The organism is Bradyrhizobium sp. USDA 4449 (assembly GCF_054056275.1).
The window spans coordinates 398248-413746 of sequence record NZ_JBSRYD010000001.1 but is presented as its reverse complement, the minus strand read 5'-3'; the positions used below and the strand labels follow the sequence as shown (position 1 = coordinate 413746).

Annotated in this window: 11 protein-coding genes; 8 read left to right on the top strand and 3 right to left on the bottom strand. The window is 64.4% G+C overall.

Translation table 11 applies throughout. The features are described 5' to 3' along the window. Window positions 1–99 precede the first annotated feature (99 nt). The 6 genes from ACVIIW_RS01965 to ACVIIW_RS01940 are packed head-to-tail and all read left to right on the top strand — an operon-like array spanning window position 100 to window position 8161. On the top strand, window positions 100–189 hold the full coding sequence (locus ACVIIW_RS01965; protein ID WP_456699199.1) for a K(+)-transporting ATPase subunit F: 90 nt from the start codon (window positions 100–102) through the stop codon (window positions 187–189). A 52-nt stretch (window positions 190–241) separates the two neighbouring features. After that, the gene (kdpA, locus tag ACVIIW_RS01960; RefSeq protein ID WP_456699198.1) at window positions 242–1945 is read left to right on the top strand and encodes a potassium-transporting ATPase subunit KdpA; all 1704 of its coding nucleotides are present in this window, start codon (window positions 242–244) and stop codon (window positions 1943–1945) included. A 33-nt stretch (window positions 1946–1978) separates the two neighbouring features. Further along, a complete protein-coding gene (gene kdpB, locus ACVIIW_RS01955; RefSeq protein ID WP_456699197.1) occupies window positions 1979–4093 on the top strand; it encodes a potassium-transporting ATPase subunit KdpB in 2115 nt (704 codons plus the stop codon). Window positions 4094–4105: 12 nt separating this feature from the next. Next, window positions 4106–4711, top strand: a complete 606-nt coding sequence (locus tag ACVIIW_RS01950) for a K(+)-transporting ATPase subunit C (RefSeq protein ID WP_456699196.1) — start codon at window positions 4106–4108, stop codon at window positions 4709–4711. 40 nt (window positions 4712–4751) lie between these two features. Next, window positions 4752–7475 (top strand): DUF4118 domain-containing protein, encoded by a 2724-nt coding sequence (locus ACVIIW_RS01945; protein ID WP_456699195.1) that lies wholly within the window; start codon window positions 4752–4754, stop codon window positions 7473–7475. Next, on the top strand, window positions 7472–8161 hold the full coding sequence (locus tag ACVIIW_RS01940; RefSeq protein WP_456699194.1) for a response regulator: 690 nt from the start codon (window positions 7472–7474) through the stop codon (window positions 8159–8161). Before ACVIIW_RS01945 ends, ACVIIW_RS01940 begins: the two co-directional genes overlap by 4 nt. Window positions 8162–8268: 107 nt before the next feature. On the opposite strand, the gene ku is transcribed toward ACVIIW_RS01940, so the two are convergent. After that, window positions 8269–9153, bottom strand: a complete 885-nt coding sequence (gene ku / locus ACVIIW_RS01935; RefSeq protein ID WP_456699193.1) for a non-homologous end joining protein Ku — start codon at window positions 9151–9153, stop codon at window positions 8269–8271. A gap of 117 nt (window positions 9154–9270) precedes the next feature. On the opposite strand from ku, the gene ligD reads away from it, so the two are divergent. Further along, on the top strand, window positions 9271–11934 hold the full coding sequence (ligD, locus tag ACVIIW_RS01930) for a DNA ligase D (protein ID WP_456699192.1): 2664 nt from the start codon (window positions 9271–9273) through the stop codon (window positions 11932–11934). Window positions 11935–12047: 113 nt separating this feature from the next. On the opposite strand, the gene ACVIIW_RS01925 is transcribed toward ligD, so the two are convergent. Continuing rightward, complete coding sequence (locus tag ACVIIW_RS01925; RefSeq protein WP_084298933.1) at window positions 12048–12212, bottom strand: DUF3309 family protein; 165 nt, start codon at window positions 12210–12212, stop codon at window positions 12048–12050. Window positions 12213–12393: 181 nt separating this feature from the next. On the opposite strand from ACVIIW_RS01925, the gene ACVIIW_RS01920 reads away from it, so the two are divergent. Continuing rightward, complete coding sequence (locus ACVIIW_RS01920; RefSeq protein ID WP_092237566.1) at window positions 12394–12711, top strand: polyhydroxyalkanoic acid system family protein; 318 nt, start codon at window positions 12394–12396, stop codon at window positions 12709–12711. Between the two features lie 3 nt (window positions 12712–12714). Here the strand turns inward: ACVIIW_RS01920 and treY are convergent, their stop codons facing one another. Next, window positions 12715–15498 carry a malto-oligosyltrehalose synthase gene (treY, locus tag ACVIIW_RS01915; RefSeq protein ID WP_456699191.1) on the bottom strand — a complete coding sequence of 928 codons (2784 nt, stop codon included), beginning with the start codon at window positions 15496–15498 and terminating at the stop codon, window positions 12715–12717. Window position 15499: the final 1 nt, after the last annotated feature.

The following is a 15499-nucleotide window of genomic DNA, read 5'->3' as shown; positions in this document are numbered from 1 at the left end:
TCCCATGATGGACATTCTCATGCTGGCGCTGGGCTTCGGCTTCTTTGCCCTAGCGATCGGCTACACCTACGCCTGCGAACGGCTGTGACGGAGCGGATCATGATGTTCGATTATGCGCTCGCCGGTGCCGTCTCGTTCGGCCTTCTGGTCTATCTCACCTATGCGCTGCTGCGGCCGGAACGGTTCTGAGCCGTGCGGCTGCCGCTGTTGCGGCGGACAAAATGCCTGAAGGGTTGATTCCATGACTGTGATCGGTTGGCTCCAGATCATTCTTTTCTGCGTCGTCATCGTCGCGCTGACAAAACCGCTCGGCTGGTACATGACGCGTGTGTTCAATGGCGAGACAACGTTTCTCTCGCCGGTGCTGCGTCCGATCGAGGCCGGCATCTACTGGATCTCAGGCGTTGACGAGAAGCGCGAGCAGCACTGGCTGACCTATACGGTTTCCATGCTGCTGTTCCATGTCGGCGGCTTCCTGATCATTTACGGTGTGATGCGCCTGCAGGCGGTGCTGCCCTTCAATCCGGCCGGGCAGACCGCGGTTGCCGAGGATCTGTCCTTCAACACCGCGATCTCCTTCATCACCAATACCAACTGGCAGAACTACGGTGGCGAGAGCACGATTTCGTATCTCGTGCAGATGGTCGGCCTGACGCACCAGAACTTCCTGTCGGCCGCGACCGGCATCGCGCTCGCCGTGGCGCTGATCCGCGGCTTCTCGCGCGCCTCGATGCGCACGGTCGGCAATTTCTGGGTCGACGTGACCCGCTGCACCCTTTATGTGCTGCTGCCGATCTGCGTGGTCTATACGCTGTTCCTGGTCTCGCAGGGCATGCCGCAGACGCTCGGCGACTATGTCGAGGCCACGACGCTCGAAGGCGCCAAGCAGACCATCGCTGTCGGGCCGGTGGCCTCGCAGGTCGCGATCAAGATGCTCGGCACCAATGGCGGTGGCTTCTTCAATGCCAATGCGGCGCACCCCTTCGAGAATCCGACCGCGCTGTCGAACTTCGTGCAGATGCTGTCGATCTTCGCGCTGGGCGCCGCGCTGACCAATGTGTTCGGCCGCATGGTCGGCAACCAGCGCCAGGGCTTCGCGATTCTCGCCGTGATGGGCGTCCTGTTCGTCGCCGGCGTCGCGATCACCTATTGGGCGGAAGCCAACGGCACTTCGATGCTTCAGGCGCTCGGCCTGACCGGCGGCAACATGGAGGGCAAGGAAGTTCGCTTCGGCATCGTTGCGTCCTCGCTGTTCGCCGTGATCACCACGGCGGCGTCCTGCGGCGCGGTGAACGCCATGCATGATAGTTTTACCGCGCTCGGCGGCATGATCCCGCTGATCAACATGCAGCTAGGGGAGATCATCATCGGCGGCGTCGGGGCCGGCCTCTACGGCATGCTGCTGTTCGTCGTGCTCGCGATCTTCGTCGCGGGCCTGATGGTCGGCCGCACGCCGGAATATGTCGGCAAGAAGATCGAGGCGCGCGAGGTCAAGATGGCGATGCTCGCGATCCTGGTGCTGCCGCTGATGTATCTGGGCTGGACCTCGGTCGGCGTGGTCTATCCCGCGGCGGTGGCCTCCATGGCCAATGCCGGCCCCCACGGCTTCACCGAGGTGCTCTACGCCTATACGTCGGCGACCGGCAACAACGGCTCGGCGTTCGCGGGCCTCACCGGCAACACGCTGTTCTACAATCTCACCCTCGCCAGCGCGATGTTCGTCGGCCGCTTCTTCATGATCGTGCCGGCCATGGCGATCGCGGGCTCGCTCGCCGCCAAAAAATCCATTCCGCCGTCGGCGGGCACGTTCCCGACCACCGGCGGCCTCTTCGTCGGCCTCGTCGTCGGCGTAATCCTGATCATCGGCGGCCTCACCTTCTTCCCGGCGCTCGCACTCGGCCCGATCGTCGAGCATCTCGCGATGAATGCAGGCCAAGTGTTCTGATCGAACCTCTTCTGATTGTCTGGAGTGACCTCCATGGAAACCATGAAACTGCAGAAGCGCGCGTCCGTCTCGGCGATGCTCGATCCCAAGATCGTCGTGCCGGCGATCCGCGCTTCCGTCACCAAGCTCGACCCGCGGCTGATGATCAGGAACCCCGTAATGTTCGTGGTCGAAATCGTGGCCGCGCTCACCACGGTGATCTTCCTGCGCGATCTCGTCACTGAGGGCACCAATCTCGGCTTTACCTTCCAGATCATCGTCTGGCTCTGGTTCACAGTGCTGTTCGCGAACTTCGCTGAGGCGGTGGCCGAAGGCCGTGGCAAGGCGCAGGCCGATTCGCTGCGCAAGACCCGCAGCGAGAGCCAGGCCAAGCTGCTGAGCGGCGCGGGTAAGGACTTCAAGCTGGTGCCGGGCACGAGCCTCAAGGTCGGCGACATCGTGCTGGTCGAGGCGGGTGACACCATCCCGTCCGACGGTGAGGTGATCGAAGGCGTCGCGTCCGTCAACGAGGCCGCCATAACAGGCGAATCCGCACCCGTGATCCGCGAGTCCGGGGGCGACCGCTCCGCGGTGACAGGCGGAACCCAGGTGCTATCCGACTGGATCCGCGTCCGCATCACGGCGGCGCAGGGCTCGACCTTCATCGATCGCATGATCAAGCTGGTCGAGGGGGCCGAGCGCGCGAAGACGCCGAACGAGATCGCGCTGAACATCCTGCTCGCGGGCCTCACCATCATCTTCGTGTTCGCGACCGTCACCATTCCGAGCTATGCGGCCTATGCGGGCGGCTCGATCTCGGTGATCGTGCTGGTCGCGCTGTTTGTGACGCTGATTCCGACCACGATCGGCGCGCTGCTCTCGGCCATCGGCATCGCCGGCATGGACCGCCTGGTGCGCTTCAACGTGCTCGCGATGTCCGGCCGCGCGGTCGAGGCGGCCGGCGACGTCGACACGCTGCTGCTCGACAAGACCGGCACCATTACGCTCGGAAACCGCCAAGCCACCGCGTTCCGACCGGTGCGCGGTGTCGGCGAGCAGGAGCTGGCGGACGCCGCTCAGCTCGCCTCGCTTGCCGACGAGACCCCCGAGGGCCGCTCCATCGTCGTTCTCGCGAAGGAGAAATACGGCATCCGCGGCCGCGACATGGCCGAGCTCGGGGCGACTTTCATCCCGTTCACGGCGCAGACCCGCATGAGCGGTGTCGATGCCGGCGGCTCTTCGGTGCGCAAGGGCGCGGTTGATGCCATGCTCAACTATGTCGGCGGCGGCGCGCCGATGGCCGTGGCGTCGGGCAATACGGCGCGCGCCATCCAGCCTGCAGCACTGTCCGAGATCGGCCGCGAGATCCAGACCATTGCAGACGACATCTCGAAAGCCGGCGGGACGCCGTTGGCCGTCGCCAGGGACGGAAAGCTGCTCGGCGTCATCCAGCTCAAGGACATCGTCAAGGGCGGCATCCGCGAGCGCTTTGCCGAGCTGCGCCGCATGGGTATCCGCACCGTCATGATCACTGGCGACAACCCGATGACGGCGGCGGCGATCGCCGCGGAAGCCGGTGTCGACGACTTCCTGGCGCAGGCAACGCCCGAGGACAAGCTCAAGCTGATCCGCGACGAGCAGGCGAAAGGCAAGCTGGTGGCCATGTGCGGCGACGGCACCAACGACGCGCCGGCGCTCGCCCAGGCCGACGTCGGTGTCGCCATGAACACAGGCACACAGGCTGCGCGTGAGGCCGGTAACATGGTCGACCTCGATTCCAATCCCACCAAGCTGATCGAGGTGGTCGAGATCGGCAAGCAGCTCTTGATGACGCGCGGCGCGCTGACGACCTTCTCGATCGCCAACGACGTCGCAAAATATTTTGCGATCATCCCGGCCATGTTTCTGGCGTTCTACCCACAGCTCAACGTGCTGAACGTCATGAACCTGTCGAGCCCGCAGAGCGCCATCCTGTCGGCGATCATCTTTAACGCGCTCATCATCATCGGCCTGATCCCCCTGGCGCTGAAGGGCGTCGCCTATCGCGCCGTCGGTGCCGGCGCGTTGCTTCGGCGTAACCTGCTGATCTACGGCCTCGGCGGCATCGTCATTCCCTTCGTCGGCATCAAGGCGATCGACCTCGTCGTCGTTGCCTTGCACCTCGCCTAAAGGAGCCCCAACATGCTCAGAGAAATCCGCCCCGCCATCGTCCTCCTGCTGGTGCTCACCGCCATCACGGGCCTCGCCTATCCGCTCGCCATGACCGGCATTGCCGGCGCGATCTTTCCCGCCAAGGCGCAAGGCAGCCTGATCGAGAAGGACGGCAAGGTGATCGGCTCCGCCCTCATCGGGCAGGAATTCAAGGACGACAAATATTTCCGCGGCCGTCCCTCGGCGACGCTGGCGCCGGACCCCAATGATTCGAGCAAGACGGTCCCGGCGCCCTACAACGCCGCCAATTCCGGAGGCTCCAATCTCGGCCCGACCAGCAAGGCGCTGGCCGACCGGCTGAAGGAGGACGTGGAGAGGCTTAAGGCCGAGAACCCGAATGCCGCGGTGCCGGTCGATCTTGTCACGACCTCGGCCAGCGGACTTGATCCTGATATCTCCCCTGCGGCGGCGGAATTCCAGGTCGCGCGCGTCGCCAAGGCGCGGAGCATGTCGGAGGACCAACTGAAGCAGCTCGTCGCCGCCAACACCCAGGGCCGTCTGTTCGGCCTGCTTGGCGAACCCAGGGTTAACGTTCTGGCGCTGAATCTCGCGCTGGATCGTGCTTCCACGAAGTAGCGCTCTATGCCGGGAATATCAGGATGATTATATTGGCCTGATGGTTCAACAGCGCCGCGATCCCGAACAACGACCGTCGCCGGAGGCGCTGCTGGAAGCCGCGCGCCGGGAGGAGAGCGCGAACGGCAAGCTGAAGATCTTCGTCGGCGCCGCCCCCGGTGTCGGCAAGACCTACGAGATGCTGCAAAGCGCCCATGCCAGGCGCAAGGCCGGCATCGATGTCGTGGTCGGCTTTGTCGAGACCCATGGCCGGGCCGAGACTGAGGCGCTGGTTCGCGGGCTCGAGGTGGTCCCGCGCAAGCGGCTCGACTATCGCGGCCAGATCGTGGAGGAAATGGACCTCGATGCCGTGATCGCGCGGCGTCCGAAGATCGCGCTGGTGGACGAGCTCGCCCACACCAATGCCGCCGGCAGCCGTCATCCCAAGCGTTATCTCGACGTCGAGGAGCTGCTCTCCCACGGCATCGACGTCTACACCGCCGTCAACATCCAGCACATCGAGAGCCTGAACGACGTCGTCGCCCAGATCACCCATGTGCGGGTCCGGGAGACCGTGCCGGATTCGATCTTCGACCGCGCCGACGCGATCGAGCTGATCGACCTCACGCCCGACGACCTGATCCAGCGCCTGCGTGAAGGCAAGGTCTATGTCCCCAAGCAGGCCGAGCGGGCGCTCGAGCATTACTTCTCGCCCGGCAATCTGACCGCGCTGCGCGAGCTCGCGCTGCGGCGCACGGCCGAGCGGGTCGACGAGCAGCTGCTCACTCACATGCAGGCAAACGCCATCGCCGGTCCCTGGGCCGCGGGCGAGCGCATCCTGGTCTGCGTCAGCGAGGATCCCCGCGCGGCAGGCCTGGTGCGCTACACCAAGCGGCTGGCCGACCGGCTGCATGCACAGTTCACGGCGATCTCGATCGAGACGCGACGCTCGCTCCAGCTCTCGGACCAGGAGCGTGACCGGCTGGCGGACACGCTGCGGCTCGCGGAATCGCTCGGCGGCGAGGCGCTGACCATTCCCGCCGTCGGTCGCCGCATCGCCGACGACGTCATCAATTTCGCGCAAGGCAACAACGTGACCCAGATCGTGATCGGAAAATCGACCCGCTCGCGCTGGTTCGAGATGACGCGCGGGTCTGTCGTGCACGACCTGGTGCGGCGCGCCGGCAATATCAGCGTTCACGTCATTCCCGGCGACGAGCTGACGGACGAGGCGGTGCCGAAGACGGCGGTGCAGACCGCGGCGCGGGCCGAGCCGTTCAATCCGCTGCCCTATCTGAAATCGCTCGGCGTCGTGCTGGTCGGCCTTGGCGCCGCAGAGTTGCTCCAGCCTCGCTTCGGCATCGAGAACGTCGACCTCGTGCTGCTCACGGCCGTGGTTGCGGTCGCAGTGCGCTACGGCCTTTGGCCGTCGCTGCTCGCGAGCCTGGCGGCCTCGCTCGCCTATAATTTTTTCTTCCTGCCGCCGGTCTACACCTTCACCATCACCGATCCGACCAACGTCGCGGCGTTCTTCTTCTTCATGCTGATCGCGATCCTGGTCTCGAACGTCGCCGCACGCGTGCGCACGCAGGCCGACACCGCGATCGGCCGCATCAGGACCACCGAGCAGCTCTATGCCTTCAGCCGCAAGCTTGCCGGCACGGCGACGCTCGATGACGTGCTGTGGGCCTCGGCCTATCAGATCGCGTTGATGCTGAAGGTCCGCGTCGTCCTGTTGCTGCCGGAGGACGGGCTTTTGACCGTGAAGTCAGGCTATCCGCCGGAAGATCAGCTCGACCAGGCCGACCTCGCCGCCGCCAACTGGGCCTGGAGCAATGACCGCTCCGCCGGCCGCGGTTCGGATACGCTGCCGGGCGCCAAGCGCCTGTTCCTGCCGATGCGCACCGGGCGCGGCCCGATCGGCGTCATCGGTATCGACGACGACCGTACTGGCCCTTTGCTGACACCGGACCAGCGCCGGCTGCTGGATGCGCTGGTCGACCAAGGCGCTCTCGCGATCGAGCGCGTGCTGCTGGTCGAGGACATGGATCGCGTCAAACGCACGGTGGAATCCGAACGCCTGCGCTCGGCGCTGCTGACCTCGATCTCACACGATCTGAAGACGCCACTTGCTTCCGTGCTGGGCGCGGCCTCGACCATGCGCGATCTCGCCGGCGCACTGTCCGACACCGAGAAGCGCGATCTGCTCGCGACCGTGATCGATGAGTCCGAGCGCCTCAACCGCTTCATCGCCAATCTGCTCGACATGACCAAGCTCGAATCCGGTGCCATCGTGCCCAACACGGCGCTGCACGATCTCGGCGAGATCGTGGGCAGCGCTCTGCGGCGGGCGTCCAAGATATTGGCCGCGCACAAGGTCGAGCTGGTCCTCGCCGCCGATCTTCCCATGCTCGAGCTCGATGCCGTGCTGTTCGAGCAGGTGCTGTTCAACCTGCTCGACAATGCGGCAAAGTATTCGCCGCCCGAAACCATGATTGCGATCAAGAGCCGGCGCGAGCACGATCAGGTGGTGCTTGAGATCGCCGACGAAGGCGCCGGCATCCCGGCCGACGAGGTCGAGAGCGTGTTCGACAAGTTCTACCGCGTTCAGAAGGGCGACCATGTTCGCCCCGGCACCGGGCTTGGGCTTGCGATCTCCCGCGGCTTCGTCGAGGCGATGCGCGGCACGATCACGGCAGCCAATCGCAGCGACCGCAGCGGTGCGGTTCTCACCATCCGTCTGCCGGTCCCAGCACAGACCCAAGCATTGGATACCGCCGCATGAGCGCTGCCCCGATCAAGGTCCTAGTGATCGACGACGAGCCACCGATCCGCAAATTGCTGCGGATGGGGCTTTCAACGCAGGGCTACGAGATCCTGGAGGCATCGAACGGCAAGATCGCGCTGGAGAAGCTCGCCGAGGAGCCCGCGCTGATCATCCTCGATCTCGGCCTGCCCGACATTCAAGGCCATGAGTTGCTGCGCACCATCCGTGCCCGGCATGACAGTGTGCCGATAGTCGTGCTGTCGAGCCGCGGCGACGAGGCCGGCAAGGTCCAGGCGCTCGACCTCGGCGCCGATGATTATCTGACCAAGCCATTCGGGATGGACGAGCTTTTGGCGCGCCTGCGCGCCGCGCTGCGGCACCAGCTTCAGGTGCAGGGCGAGCGCCCGGTGTTCCGCACCGGCGATCTCTCGGTCGATCTCGTTCGTCGCATCGTCAAGCTCGGCGAGCGCGAGGTCAAGCTGTCGCCGAAGGAATACGACCTGCTGCGCGTGCTGGTGCAGCACGCCGGCAAGGTGCTGACCCATCGCTTCCTGCTCAAGGAGCTCTGGGACGAACTGACGGATGCGCAATATCTGCGCGTCTATGTTCGCCAACTGCGCCAGAAGATCGAAGCCGATCCGGAGCGGCCGCAATACGTGCTGACCGAGACGGGAATCGGGTACCGGCTGAAGGCGGCGGATTGACGTTCCTATCGGGAGCGATGCTCTATCCACATCGTGATTGCGAGCGCAGCGAGGCAATCCAGGGTCCCTCGTCTGGATTGCCTCGCTGCGCTCGCGATGATGCGGAGCTACCCGGCCTTCCTGTGCCGCGCCGTGGAACGATGCGCCTTCTTCGCAGGACGGTGCCGCCCGGTCGCACGCCGCGGATGCGACTTCGCCGTCGTCTTCTTCGCAGCCCGCCCCTTCAGGCTCTGCTTCAGCGCGTCCATCAGGCTGACGACATTGCTGGGGCGTTGCTCCGGCTCCGGCAGCTCGATCGTCTTGCCGCTCGCCTTGCGCTTCACCAATGACTTCAGGGCGGTCTCGTATTCGTCCTTGAACTCGCTCGGATCGAAATGCGCGGCCTTGGTGTGCAGGATGTGGCCGGCGAGCTCGACCATGTCCTTGGTGATCTTCGGGTTCTTGATGTCGCCAAAAAATTCGTGCTCGTCGCGCAGCTCATATGGGAAGCGCAGTGTGGTGCCGAGCAGGCCCTTGCCGAGCGGTTCGATCGCGATGATGTGCTCGCGGTTCGTCAGCACGATCTTGGCGAGCGCGACGCGATCCTGGTCCTTCATGGCGTCGCGGATCACGGCAAAGGCGTCGATCGCGGCCTTGCCGTCGGGCGCGATGTAATAGGGGTGATTGAGATAGCGCTGGTCGATCTCCTCGCTCGGCACGAAGCTCTCGATGTCGATGGTGTGGTTGCTCTCGATTTGCACCGCCTCGAGCTCCTCCGGCTCGATCTCGACATATTTGCCCTTGGAGAGCTCATAGCCGCGGCCCTTCTGGTCACTCTCCACGACGTCGCCGGTCTCGGAGTCGATCATCTGCTGCTTGAGGCGGTTGCCGGTCTCGCGGTTGATCAGGTGAAACCGCGTCTTCTCGGCCGCCGTCGTGGCCGGATAAAGCACGACCGGGCAGCTGACCAGCGACAGCTTCAACGTTCCCTTCCAATAGGCGCGCGGAGCCATTCCATTCTCCAGTGATTTCAAGGCCTTTCAGGAACTCCAACCGACCTCCGGGGTTTTGGTTCCGGGCGGGACTTTGGCCGTGATAGGCTGAATGCCGAAAGTGAAGCGGGACGGGTCGTGCTGCAAAAACTCTCCACCTATCGAAAGAAGCGTGATTTCGAAAAGACGCCCGAGCCGTCGGGCAAGGCGGCAGTTGCGCCGTCAGAACAGCGGCGTTTCGTGATCCAGAAACATGATGCAACCCGGCTGCACTACGACCTCAGGCTTGAGTTCGACGGCGTCTTCAAGTCCTGGGCGGTGACGAAGGGTCCATCGCTCAATCCGCAGGACAAGCGACTGGCGGTGGAAGTCGAGGACCATCCCCTCGACTATGGCGATTTCGAAGGCACCATTCCGGAAGGACAATATGGCGGCGGCACGGTGATGCTGTGGGACCGCGGCACCTGGGAGTCCGATGATCCCGAAGCCGGCTTCAGGAAGGGCGACCTCAAGTTCACCCTGCATGGCGAAAAGCTGCATGGCAGCTGGGTGCTGGTGCGCATGCGTAACCGCGGCAGCGAGAAACGCACCAACTGGCTCCTGATCAAGCACCGCGACGACTATGCCAGCGAGGACGAGGATATCCTGGCCGAGGACAAGTCCGTGGCCTCCGGGCGCGCCATGGACCAGATCGCCGGGGGCAAGGGGCGGGCGCCCAAGCCGTTCATGCTGGCAAAGGGAACGAAGGGCAAGGCCGATGCGGTCTGGCAATCCAATCGCGCCGAGGAGACCAAGGGGCGCACGCTCAAGCCGGCGCCGCGGGCCGCTTTGAAGAGCGCCAAGACCTCGAATACGAAGGCGACGACCGCGACAACGACCAAGAAGGTCTCGGAGATGCCGGACTTCGTCGCGCCGCAGCTCTGCACCTCGGTCGAGCGGCCGCCTGCAGCCGATGGCTGGTGCCATGAGATCAAATTCGACGGCTACCGTGTGCAGCTCCGCGTCGAGGACGGAGAGGCGACGCTGAAGACCCGCAAGGGCCTCGACTGGACCGATAAGTTCGCGTCGATCGCGAAGGAGGCGGGCGCGCTGCCGGATGTGCTCATCGACGGCGAGATCGTCGCGCTCGACCACAACGGCGCGCCGAACTTCTCCTCGCTCCAGGCCGCGTTGTCCGACGGCAAGTCCGAGAACCTGATTTTCTTCGCCTTCGATCTGCTGTTTGCCGAGGGCCTCGACTATCGCCGTCTGCCGCTCAGCGACCGCAAGGACCGGCTGAAGGAATTGCTGGAGGCGCGCAGGAAGAAGTCGAGCCAGATCCGCTATGTCGAGCATTTCGAGAGCGGCGGCGATGCGGTGCTGCAATCGGCCTGCAAGCTCGAGCTCGAAGGCGTGGTGTCGAAGAAGCTCGACGCACCCTACCGTTCGGGCCGCACGGAGAGCTGGACCAAGGCGAAATGCCGCGCGGGCCATGAGGTCGTGATCGGCGGCTACAAGACCACCAACGGAAAATTCCGTTCGCTGATGGCGGGTGTGCATCGTGGCGACCATCTCGCCTTTGTCGGCATGGTCGGGACTGGTTTTGGCGCCGACAAGGTCGCTCGGATCATGCCGGCGCTGAAGGCCGTGGAGGCCAAGGAAAGTCCCTTCGGCGGCAAGAATGCGCCGAAAAAGACCCGCGACGTGCACTGGCTCAAGCCGGAGCTCGTGGCCGAGATCGAATTCGCCGGTTTCACCGCCGACGGCAATATCCGCCAGGCAGCCTTCAAGGGCCTGCGGCAGGACAAGCCGGCCGAGGAGGTCCAGGCGGAGACGCCTGCCGATACCAAGCTGGCAAAGCCCTCCGCCCGGAAGCGCGTCGCGCCGCAGGCTGACAAGTCATCGAAGACGACCGGCACCGCCGAAGTGATGGGCGTCGTTATTTCCAAGCCTGACAAGGAGCTCTGGCCTGACGACGGAGAGGGGGCTCCGGTCACCAAGCTCGACCTTGCGCGCTATCTCGAGGCCGTCGGCGAATGGATGATCGTGCACCTCAAGGGCCGGCCATGCTCGCTGATCCGTGCGCCCGATGGCATCAAAGGAGAGTGCTTCTTCCAGCGCCATGCCATGCAGGGCACGTCGAACCTGCTCGAGCTCGCAAGAGTCTCGGGCGATCGCAAGCCTTACCTGCAGATCGATCGCGTCGAGGGGCTCGCCGCGGTCGCACAGATCGGCGGCGTCGAGCTGCATCCCTGGAATTGTGCACCCGACGCTTATGACACGCCGGGCCGACTGGTGTTCGATCTCGATCCCGCGCCGGACGTCAAGTTTACCGAGGTCGTGGACGCCGCCAAGGAGATGCGCCAGCGGCTGGTCGATGTCGGGATGGAGAGTTTTTGCAAGACCACCGGCGGCAAGGGGCTACACCTGGTGGTGCCGCTGCTTCACGGCGCGCGCGACAAGGTGAGCTGGAAAGAGGCGAAGGCGTTCGCACAAGGCGTCTGCCAGTGGATGGCCGATGACGATCCCGAGCGCTATCTGCTCAACATGTCCAAGAAGCTGCGCAACGGGAAGATCTTCCTCGACTACCTGCGCAATGATCGGATGTCGACGGCGGTGGCGCCGCTATCTCCGCGTGCGCGTGCCGGTGCCACGGTGTCGATGCCATTGACCTGGGCGCAGGTGAAGAGCGATCTCGATCCGAAGCGATATACGGTGCGGACGGTGCCGGGCCTGCTGGCGCGCTCGAAAGCCTGGGAGGGCTATGACGATGCGGCCACCTCGATCAAGGCGGCGATGAAGAAGCTGGCGGGGACGAAATAGGTGCTTTCCAAAAGGTCATCCCGGGCTGCGCCGAGCGCAAACCCGGAATCCAGAGATTTGTGGTGCGAGATTCCGGGTTCACGCTTGTGCGCGCTCCGGAAATGACGGCCTGCCTAGATTCGTCCCATCAGCAGCAGGATCAGCAGAATGATGATGACGAGCCCAAGGCCGCCGCCGCCGTAATAGCCGGTGCCGTAGAACGGGCCGCCGCCGATGCCACTGAAGCCGCCGAGCAGCGCGATGACCAAAATGATCAGAATGATTGTACCGATAGACATGCGAATCTCCTCCAGCCCTTTGTTGAAAGGGTCGTTGCATCTGTCCGATATGCGGGGGGCAACTTGCCGCAGGTTCTAAAGTTCCAGATTTGAAACGCGACGACAGGTTCAACTTGCATGGAACCTTTGACCGTCCGGCCGGCATGACTATGTGAGGATCCGTCACCACAGGGCAGAGGCCATGTCAGCACCACTTGTCGTCTCCATTCCGCATCGTCTGGGCCGCGAGGAGGCGGTGCGCCGGCTCAAGACCGGGCTCGGTCGTGCCGCGGCCAGCATTCCCGTGATGCAGGTCGAGGAGGAGCGCTGGAACGGCGACACCATGAATTTTCGCATCCGCGCGCTCGGGCAGATCGCGAGCGGGCAGGTCGATGTCACCGACGACCATGTCGCGGTGCAGGTCGTGTTGCCGTGGCTGCTGCAGCGCTTTGCCGAGATGGCGCAGGCGACCATCCGCAAGCGCGGGCAGTTGCTGTTGACCAAGGACGACGGGAAGTGAGGGTCAGGCGAGGGCGCGCTGGCGGAGCGATTTGGCCTGGCTTTTGGTGCGGGCTTCGATGATGCCCGCGGGTAGATCGCGAAAAACCTGAGCCACGGGCAATTCGTTGCCGGCAAGGCCCGGCGCCTGGTAACCGCTGATGTCGACAGTAGCGTCGAAGCTGTCAAACGCAGGCCATTCCCGACCTGCTTGCGTGAAGGGCGCGAACTGCCGCCCGACCACGACGATCACCGCATCACGGCCGTGCTGGCGGGCGAAGGCGATGACATGGCCGGCGTGCGCGCCGCGCACCTCCAGCGGCTGGTAGTCGCCTTGCGCGAAGACGTCTGCGCGCGCGTTGCGCAGCTTGAGCAGGTGCCGTGTCCAGGCCAGCTTGAGCTCGCCATCCGGCCAGCTCTTGATCAGTCTATTCCAGTCCGGCGCGTCCAGCGACGTCAATGCCGCGCTGCGCGCGACAAAATCCACGGGGCGGCGATTGTCGGGATCAACCAGCGAGAGGTCCCAATATTCGGTGCCCTGGTAAAAATCGGGAACGCCGGGGAGCGTCGCCTTCAGCGTGAGCTGGCTCAGCGAGTTCAGCGCACCGAGCTGTGCGACGCGGCGGCCAAGCGTCTGCAGCGCATCCAGGAATTCACCTGACAGCGCCGGATCGAGAATCTTCTCGATAAAGCTTTTCACCCCGTTCTCATACGCCTCATGCGGATTGAGCCAGCTCGTCTCCTCCTTGCCCTCGCGCGCCGCCTTGAGCGCATAGGCCTGGATTCGCTCGACGAAGCTCGCATTCGGGCCTTGCAGCGGCCAGGCGCCGAGCAGGGTCTGGTAGAGCATGTATTCGAACGTCGTCGACGGCGCGCGCAGATTGCCGTTGAGGGCAAGGTGCGACGCGTTCAGCACCTTCCAGCGCGCCACCGCGCTGGTCCATTCGCCGGGGATTTCGCTGAGCGCCGCGATGCGCGCACGCGCATCCTCGCCGCGCTTGGTGTCGTGGGTCGCGGTCGCCGTCATCCCTTGCGGCCATTCCTTGGCGCGGGCGCGCATCGCTGCGTGGAAGGCGGGAATTGCGAGGCCTTTGCTGGCAGGATCGCCGCCGACCTCGTTCAGCGCCAGCAGCCGGTGGAATTGGTAGAATGCGGTGTCCTCCAGCGACTTCGCCATGACGGGCCCGGTGAACTGCTGCACCTTCAGCGCAAAGCGGCGCACGCGGGGAGCGCTGTGTGGCGGGCGGCCGGGCTTGAGCAGGTCCATGGTCAGGGCATCATGCAGGAACTCGAAGATGCCTTCATCGGCGGCGAACCACTCCGCGCGGGCGCGTTCGATGGTGTCATCGATCAGCTTTCGGTCGAGCACCGTCGGGCCGCTGTGCGTCAGATAAGTGCGGTAAACCGGAAAATGCAGCACGTACAATTCGAGTGCCTGCCGCAAACTGTCGGCGGAGAAGTCGCGGGTCGAATAATGGCCGTTGGCGATGCGTGCGAGCAGGCGCGTCAGCACGGTGAATTCGCTGGTGAGCAGCGTCTCCAGCACGCGCCGCTTGGCCTCCTTGACGTAGGGTCCGAGCTGCGGCGAGCGGTTGCTGATCTGCCGCCAGGTCTCGTCCAGCGCCTCCAGCCCCTTCGCATCCACCAGCACCTGGGTGATGGCATTCATCCACTCGTATCCGGTGGTGCCCTGGACGCCGGCGAAGTGCGGCAGTTTTTCGTGCTCGCACAGGATTTTTTCGATCACCGTGTAGAATGGCTTGGTGTTGCCTTGCGCATCGCGCACCAGCCGGCGCAATCGTTGGCAATATTGAGCGGGGTCGCGCAGGCCGTCGATGTGATCGAGGCGGATGCCCTGCAGCTTTCCCTCGGCGACGAGCTGCTTCACCAGCCGGTGCGTGGCGGCAAACGTGCTCGCGTCCTCGACGCGCAGGCCTGCGAGCCCGTTGACGTCGAAGAAGCGGCGATAGTTGATGTCGCTCGAGGCGAGCCGCCAATGGCCGAGCTTGTAATGCTGCCGCTCGAGCAGATGATGCAGCGCCAGCGTTTGCGCCGGGCGGTCCTTGGCCGCACGATATGCCGCTAGGCCGTGGGTGATGATGTCGGCGCTGCCAGCGATCTCCTTCAGTTCCGACTTGAAGGCGGGCGCTTCCTTGCGGTTGGGACGGCGCAAGCCCGTGTAGTGTGCGGCGAGCGAGAGCAGGCGTTTGCCGGCGACCGTATCGGCAGCGTCCGCTTCCTTCACGATCATCCGCAAGATCTCGCCATAGCGCTCCGGCGCGATCGGCAGGCGGTGCTCGAAATACCAGGCGGAAAGGCTGCCCTCATCGGGATCGTAGCGTAGCTCGATCTCGCCGCGCTCGAGTGCCTCGCCGTAAGACGAGCCGAGGATCGGCAGCAGCACGCCGCCGCGGGCACGGAAGGCCAGCTGATCCCAATCGATATCGAATGAGGCCGCGTGGGGCGAGGCCTGGCCCCATTCCAGCACGTCGAGCCACCAAGGATTGTCTGCAAAGTGCACGCCGACATGGTTCGGCACGAAATCGATGATGAGGCCGAGGTCGTGCTGGGCCAGCGCCTCGCTCAGCCGTGCAAATCCGGCCTCGCCGCCGAGCTCGGGATTGAACTGGCTGTGATCGACCGTGTCGTAGCCGTGAGTCGAGCCCTTGCGGGCCTTCATCAACGGCGAGGCATAGAGGTGTGTGATCCCCAGCGCCTTCAGGTAAGGCACCACCGCGGCGGCCTTGTCGAAGTCGAAGTCCGCAGTCAGCTGGAGCCGGTAAGTTGCGAGCGGAATCGCCGAAGGCATA

Coding starts and splice junctions, on each gene's coding strand:
- ku (WP_456699193.1), bottom strand. CDS start 9,153: ATGGCTCCGCGCGCCTATTGGAAGGGAACGTTGAAGCTGTCGCTGGTC.
- ACVIIW_RS01945 (WP_456699195.1), top strand. CDS start 4,752: ATGGTTCAACAGCGCCGCGATCCCGAACAACGACCGTCGCCGGAGGCG.
- ACVIIW_RS01920 (WP_092237566.1), top strand. CDS start 12,394: ATGTCAGCACCACTTGTCGTCTCCATTCCGCATCGTCTGGGCCGCGAG.
- ACVIIW_RS01940 (WP_456699194.1), top strand. CDS start 7,472: ATGAGCGCTGCCCCGATCAAGGTCCTAGTGATCGACGACGAGCCACCG.
- kdpA (WP_456699198.1), top strand. CDS start 242: ATGACTGTGATCGGTTGGCTCCAGATCATTCTTTTCTGCGTCGTCATC.
- kdpB (WP_456699197.1), top strand. CDS start 1,979: ATGGAAACCATGAAACTGCAGAAGCGCGCGTCCGTCTCGGCGATGCTC.
- treY (WP_456699191.1), bottom strand. CDS start 15,498: ATGCCTTCGGCGATTCCGCTCGCAACTTACCGGCTCCAGCTGACTGCG.
- ACVIIW_RS01950 (WP_456699196.1), top strand. CDS start 4,106: ATGCTCAGAGAAATCCGCCCCGCCATCGTCCTCCTGCTGGTGCTCACC.
- ACVIIW_RS01965 (WP_456699199.1), top strand. CDS start 100: ATGATGTTCGATTATGCGCTCGCCGGTGCCGTCTCGTTCGGCCTTCTG.
- ACVIIW_RS01925 (WP_084298933.1), bottom strand. CDS start 12,212: ATGTCTATCGGTACAATCATTCTGATCATTTTGGTCATCGCGCTGCTC.